The following is a 4,455-nucleotide window of genomic DNA, read 5'->3' as shown; positions in this document are numbered from 1 at the left end:
ACCGACCAACCGACCAACCGGCCAACCGGCCAACCGAGATCCATATTCAGCCTCAACGATCACCACGAAGATTGCAGAAATTGAACGGTGGGCTGGGGCTCAGTAGCGCCCTGTGCCACCCGATCCCCTGGCGATCAGTGCTGGTCGAGCGCACCATGGCCACCAGCATTTGGGACCTGGCTGCACCCAGCCGCAGCCGCTTCCGTAAGGTTTCCGCTGAGATCGGCCGCTGATACACCCGTCAGACAGCGATCATTCTGACCCGGTTACCACAGAGCTTGGACATGTCGTCAACGTCGGATGTGAGCATGACGACCGGTCCCGGCTGCCGCAGGGCAACCTCGGCCACCGTCGCGTCGATGGCGTACTTGTGGCCGTGCAGCTTCGCTTCCTTCAACAGCTTCGTGGACGCCTTCGCGGTCTGTTCGGTAATCGGCTCGACCTTGAGCCGTGAGAGCACCCAGTTCAAACGCGGCATGCTCACGCCCGCGTCACTGACTTCGATGATCGTGTTGGCGCTGATGACGAGATCGGATTCCAGCTCACTGAAGATCTGGAGCATGGCCGCAACCTTACGGTCCTGAGTGATCCAAGCGGACAGTCCCGCACAGTCCAAGACGACTGTCTCGATGCGTTTGGTCACGCCGCCGTGTCTTCTGTACGGTCCGCGTCACCGAAAATCCTGGCCCGGGCCTCGGTCAGTTCCTCCTCGGTGAACGCGCCGGATTCCCGCTGGTAGCGTTCCAATTCGTCAACAAGCAGCTTGTGGCGGATCTGGCGTGCGACGGCTTCGGCCACGTACCCGGAGACGTTTTTCGTGATTTTCCTCAGCTCGGCGACCTGGTCGCTGGGCAACGTGACCGTGATGCGGGTGGTTGCGGACATGCGCCAATCATACTGTAGTATGCGCAGGCTCGGAGATGATGCGGCCGCCGAGCCCCGGGCGACAGTGTCTATGACGACCACGACCCGTATGATCAGCGCTCGCTCACCCGCCGACCCAGGTTCGCGGCCATCGGGGCGGCGACCGTCACCGTCCACGTCCCGGACGGGCCGCGGGACACTTCCACTGGTCCGACAGGTGGGCATAGTCGCCGAGTCCCCCCGCGCTTTCCTTACGCCTACCAGCCTTACGCCTACCAGGTGCCGACCGCGCGATGGGAGTGTCAGGGGATCTTGATCGGTAATCTCCAGAGTAAGGCCGTGACCTGCAGAGACGCTTGAACATCGCTGTCCGTTACACCGTTTCTTGGGCAGACCCCGCGATGGCTTCGCGATCGGTTCGTCGTTACGGGTTGCCGGTGCTGGCGCGGTAGGTCAGGGGTTGGGTGTCGGCGGGGTGGCTGGTGACGACAGCAACGTCCGTATCGGGTGGGGTGGGTCCCGCATCTGCTGGCCGGCGGCGGGATACGACGAGCGCGGCGATGGCGGTGGTGAGGGGTACCGAGGCGACGAGGCCGACGGTGCCGGCCGCGGTGCGGACGATCTCGGCGGCGACGAGGTCGGAGGTGGCGACGTCCGCGCTGTTTCGGTCGGCGAGGGTGAACAGGAGCAGGGTGGGTAGGGCGGCGCCGGCGTAGGCGAGGGCGAGGGTGTAGACGCTGGAGGCGATGTGGTCGCGTCCGACGCGCATCCCGGACCGGTAGAGGTGCCGTACGGAGGCATCGGGGGCGGCGTCGGAGACTTCCCAGACGGCGGCGGCCTGGGTGACGGTCATGTCGTTGATCAGCCCGAGTGAGCCGATGATGACGCTGGCGAGAATGAGACCGGGCAGGCTGAGCTCGCCAGCGAAGGCTTTGAGTGTGACGTCCTCATCGGAGCCGAGGCCGGTGATGCGGGCGAGGTCGATGGCCGCGGCGCCGAATGCGGCGGTGAGGGCGAGGCTGGCGAGGGTGCCGAGCAGCGCGACGGTGGTGCGGGCGGAGAGGCCGTGGGCGAGATAGAGCAGGCAGACCAGCAACGCCGCGCCGGTGGTCAGCGCGACCGCGACGGGAGGATGCCCGTCGAGCAGGGACGGCAACGTGAATTTGACGATCACGAGGTAGGTGAGGACGAGGCCGGCGAGTGCGGCGAGCCCGCGCCAGCGGGCGACGGCCACGACCACGATGGCGGTGAGCAGGGCGATCCAGCCGAGCGGCGCCGCGCGTTGGAAGTCCGCGACGTAGTAGGTGGGTTGGCCGGCGGTGTCGGTCGTGGGGGCGAGACGGACCTTGTCACCCGGTTTGTACGTGGGGCCGGTCGGATCCACGGGGGTGTCCAGATGGACCCGGTTTTCCGTGCCGGGCCGGTTGTCCAGAACGATGTCGAGCTGGTCGCAGGTCGTGGGGGCGGCGCCCGCGTCGGTGAGGTCCGGGCAGGGGCCTCGGTTGGCGCGTTCGATCGTTGCGTTGATGAGCGTGGGGGCGCCGCCGGCGAGGTCGCGCAGTTGGCTCGGGGTGTGGCGGGGGCCTGCTTTCGGCCACAGCAGGACGGCGCCTGCGGCGGTGAGGGCGAGGAGCAGCACTACGGCCGTGGCCATGACGGTCGCGGCCGCACGCGACGACCGGCTGGACAGCGCGTGACCGCGTGACGGGATGAGATGGCCGTGGTTGTGCCCCATGGCACCTGAGTGTGGCCGTTTCGCCGGGGCTGCCCGCCACCATGGCTGTCACGACCGCCGGGTCGATGGTCGCGGCGGGGGTGGTGCCTGCGGAGTGGGCGTGGTGTTGGGCGTTCGACGCGACCGTCCGCGCTGTACAAGGATCTGCGGCAATCCGTACCGGCGGACAAGAAGAACGTCTACCTCCGCGACGTGGATGCAGCCGTGGTCGACGAGGTGTGGGAGAGATTCGTAGCCGCGCTGCTCCCGCTCGCTGATGCGGGCAGGCTGGGCGAGTCGGTGTCCTGTTCCCGCGGGGATATGATCACATAGGCGAGGGTCGCGGGCACGTCACCGCGGTTGTGCCAGGCGTGCCGGGCGCCGTTCTGCACGATGCATGACCCGGCGGGAAGGTGCACCTCGGCCCCGTCGTCCAGTTCCAGGTGGAGTTCCCCTTCGAGGACCATGCAGTAGTCGATGGTTTTCGTCTGGTGCATGCCGGGGGCATCGGGCTCGAACACCCCGATGAGTCCGGGAAGTTTGGTTTCGGCCTCCGTGACGAGCAGGGTCAGCGTCTCCTCGTCCGGCGTCGGGAGATCTGCGTCGGCTTTGCTCTCCGGTGGGAACCGCAGTAATCCGAACCGGGTGCCGGCCGCAGCGGGAAAGAAAGTCTTGTTGTCAGGCTGAGGTGACGCGACAGGACTGGACAGCTCGCCTTCGGTGCCCCAGACCCCGAAGAATCCGGCACCGGGCATCATGGCGACCGTGACGGCCGGAAGCTCGGCATCCTCGTACACGACCGACTTACCGCTCTGGTCGACACCTGTCACGACGCGCTTGATGTGGATTGACATGTGACGAGCGTCCCATAGCCGGTCCATCGCCGGCCGGGCGCGGCGGCCGAGGATTTGTGTCTTCCTCCAACGAGGCCAGGCGGGTGGTCCGACGAGGCCAGGCGGACGGCGCCCGGCGTCGCACCGCCGTGTTCGCCGCCGCGTGGGCAACGGTGTGCGCGGCCTTCGGCCGATCACGGCGCCCGGCGTGCCGCTCCCACCGCAGGCCCGGCGGCGCGGCCCGCGCCGAGCCGCCGGCCGGAGGTCTGGATTGTGCCGACGTCCAAACCGGTAAAGATCCGGCTCTCCAGGCCGTTGCCGTCACGTGCCACGCTCGGCGCGCATCGGCTACCGGTCACCCACCTCAGTGCCGACGACTTGGAGAGCCACTGTGTCTACGTCATACGATCCAACGGACGCCGCGACGCTGCGTGACCCCTATGGGACGCTTGAGCGTATGAGGGCCGAGGCGCCGGTCCACTGGAGCCCGGAGCTCTCAGCATGGCTCGCCGTCGACTGGTCGACCGTCCAGACCGTCGTCACGACTCCGGCCGTGTTCTCCGCCAACCGCCTGGTGCCCGTGTACGACCGGCTCCAGGAGGCCGACCAGGTGTCGGCGGCGGAGGTCATGCGCTGGCTCGCCATCTGGATGGTGTTCCAGGATCCACCGAACCACACCCGGCTGCGGCGTCACATGAGCACCGTGATCAATCCGCGGATGACCGAGAGCCTGCGGGAACCCACGCTGACCATCACGCGGCGGCTCCTGGAGGAGTTGCCGAAGGACAGCCCGTTCGACTTCTACACGGAGTTCGGCCTGCGGCTGCCCGGATACGTGGTGCTGGACCTGCTGGGTGTCCCCCACGACCGGCTCTCCGAGGTCAAGCAGTGGGCGGACGAGATGATGCTTTTCATCGGTAGCGCCCGGGGTATCGAGAACAAGTACGACCACGCGCGCCACGGTGCGCAGTCGATGGCCGCACTGTTCCGGGAGCTGATCGCCGACCGTCGGGTGCACCCCCGGGACGACGTCCTGACCAGGCT

At 67.3% G+C, this 4,455-nt stretch carries 5 protein-coding genes and 1 pseudogene; 2 read left to right on the top strand and 4 right to left on the bottom strand.

Features of this window, described 5'->3' with window-relative positions; all coding sequences use genetic code 11:
* On the top strand, positions 1–233 hold a 233-nt coding region (locus tag DD1DGNOD_RS27920), incomplete at its 5' end, for a hypothetical protein (protein ID WP_206443065.1).
* An 8-nt stretch (positions 234–241) separates the two neighbouring features.
* Here DD1DGNOD_RS27920 and DD1DGNOD_RS10140 read toward each other — a convergent pair.
* From DD1DGNOD_RS10140 to DD1DGNOD_RS10120, 4 genes are all read right to left on the bottom strand, one after another.
* On the bottom strand, positions 242–643 hold the full coding sequence (locus tag DD1DGNOD_RS10140) for a DNA-binding protein (RefSeq protein ID WP_131766738.1): 402 nt from the start codon (positions 641–643) through the stop codon (positions 242–244).
* Complete coding sequence (locus tag DD1DGNOD_RS10135; protein WP_131766739.1) at positions 640–885, bottom strand: type II toxin-antitoxin system CcdA family antitoxin; 246 nt, start codon at positions 883–885, stop codon at positions 640–642. The genes DD1DGNOD_RS10140 and DD1DGNOD_RS10135 overlap by 4 nt, the downstream gene beginning before the upstream one ends.
* A 403-nt stretch (positions 886–1,288) precedes the next feature.
* On the bottom strand, positions 1,289–2,599 hold the full coding sequence (locus tag DD1DGNOD_RS10130) for a YibE/F family protein (RefSeq protein WP_241251481.1): 1,311 nt from the start codon (positions 2,597–2,599) through the stop codon (positions 1,289–1,291).
* 179 nt (positions 2,600–2,778) lie between these two features.
* A complete protein-coding gene (locus DD1DGNOD_RS10120; protein WP_131769974.1) occupies positions 2,779–3,432 on the bottom strand; it encodes a cupin domain-containing protein in 654 nt (217 codons plus the stop codon).
* A 370-nt stretch (positions 3,433–3,802) separates the two neighbouring features.
* Here DD1DGNOD_RS10120 and DD1DGNOD_RS10115 point away from each other — a divergent pair.
* Positions 3,803–4,455: pseudogene (locus tag DD1DGNOD_RS10115) on the top strand (cytochrome P450); the annotation flags it as partial.

Source organism: Candidatus Protofrankia californiensis (assembly GCF_900634765.1).
Classification (GTDB): Bacteria; Actinomycetota; Actinomycetes; order Frankiales; family Frankiaceae; genus Protofrankia; species Protofrankia californiensis.
The sequence above is the reverse complement of the archived record's forward strand: the minus strand, read 5'-3'. Positions and strand labels throughout refer to the sequence as shown.

Excerpts from the sequence above, each read along its gene's own strand:
- DD1DGNOD_RS10135 (WP_131766739.1), bottom strand. The coding sequence starts at position 885 with ATGTCCGCAACCACCCGCATCACGGTCACGTTGCCCAGCGACCAGGTC.
- DD1DGNOD_RS10130 (WP_241251481.1), bottom strand. The coding sequence starts at position 2,599 with ATGGGGCACAACCACGGCCATCTCATCCCGTCACGCGGTCACGCGCTG.
- DD1DGNOD_RS10120 (WP_131769974.1), bottom strand. The coding sequence starts at position 3,432 with ATGTCAATCCACATCAAGCGCGTCGTGACAGGTGTCGACCAGAGCGGT.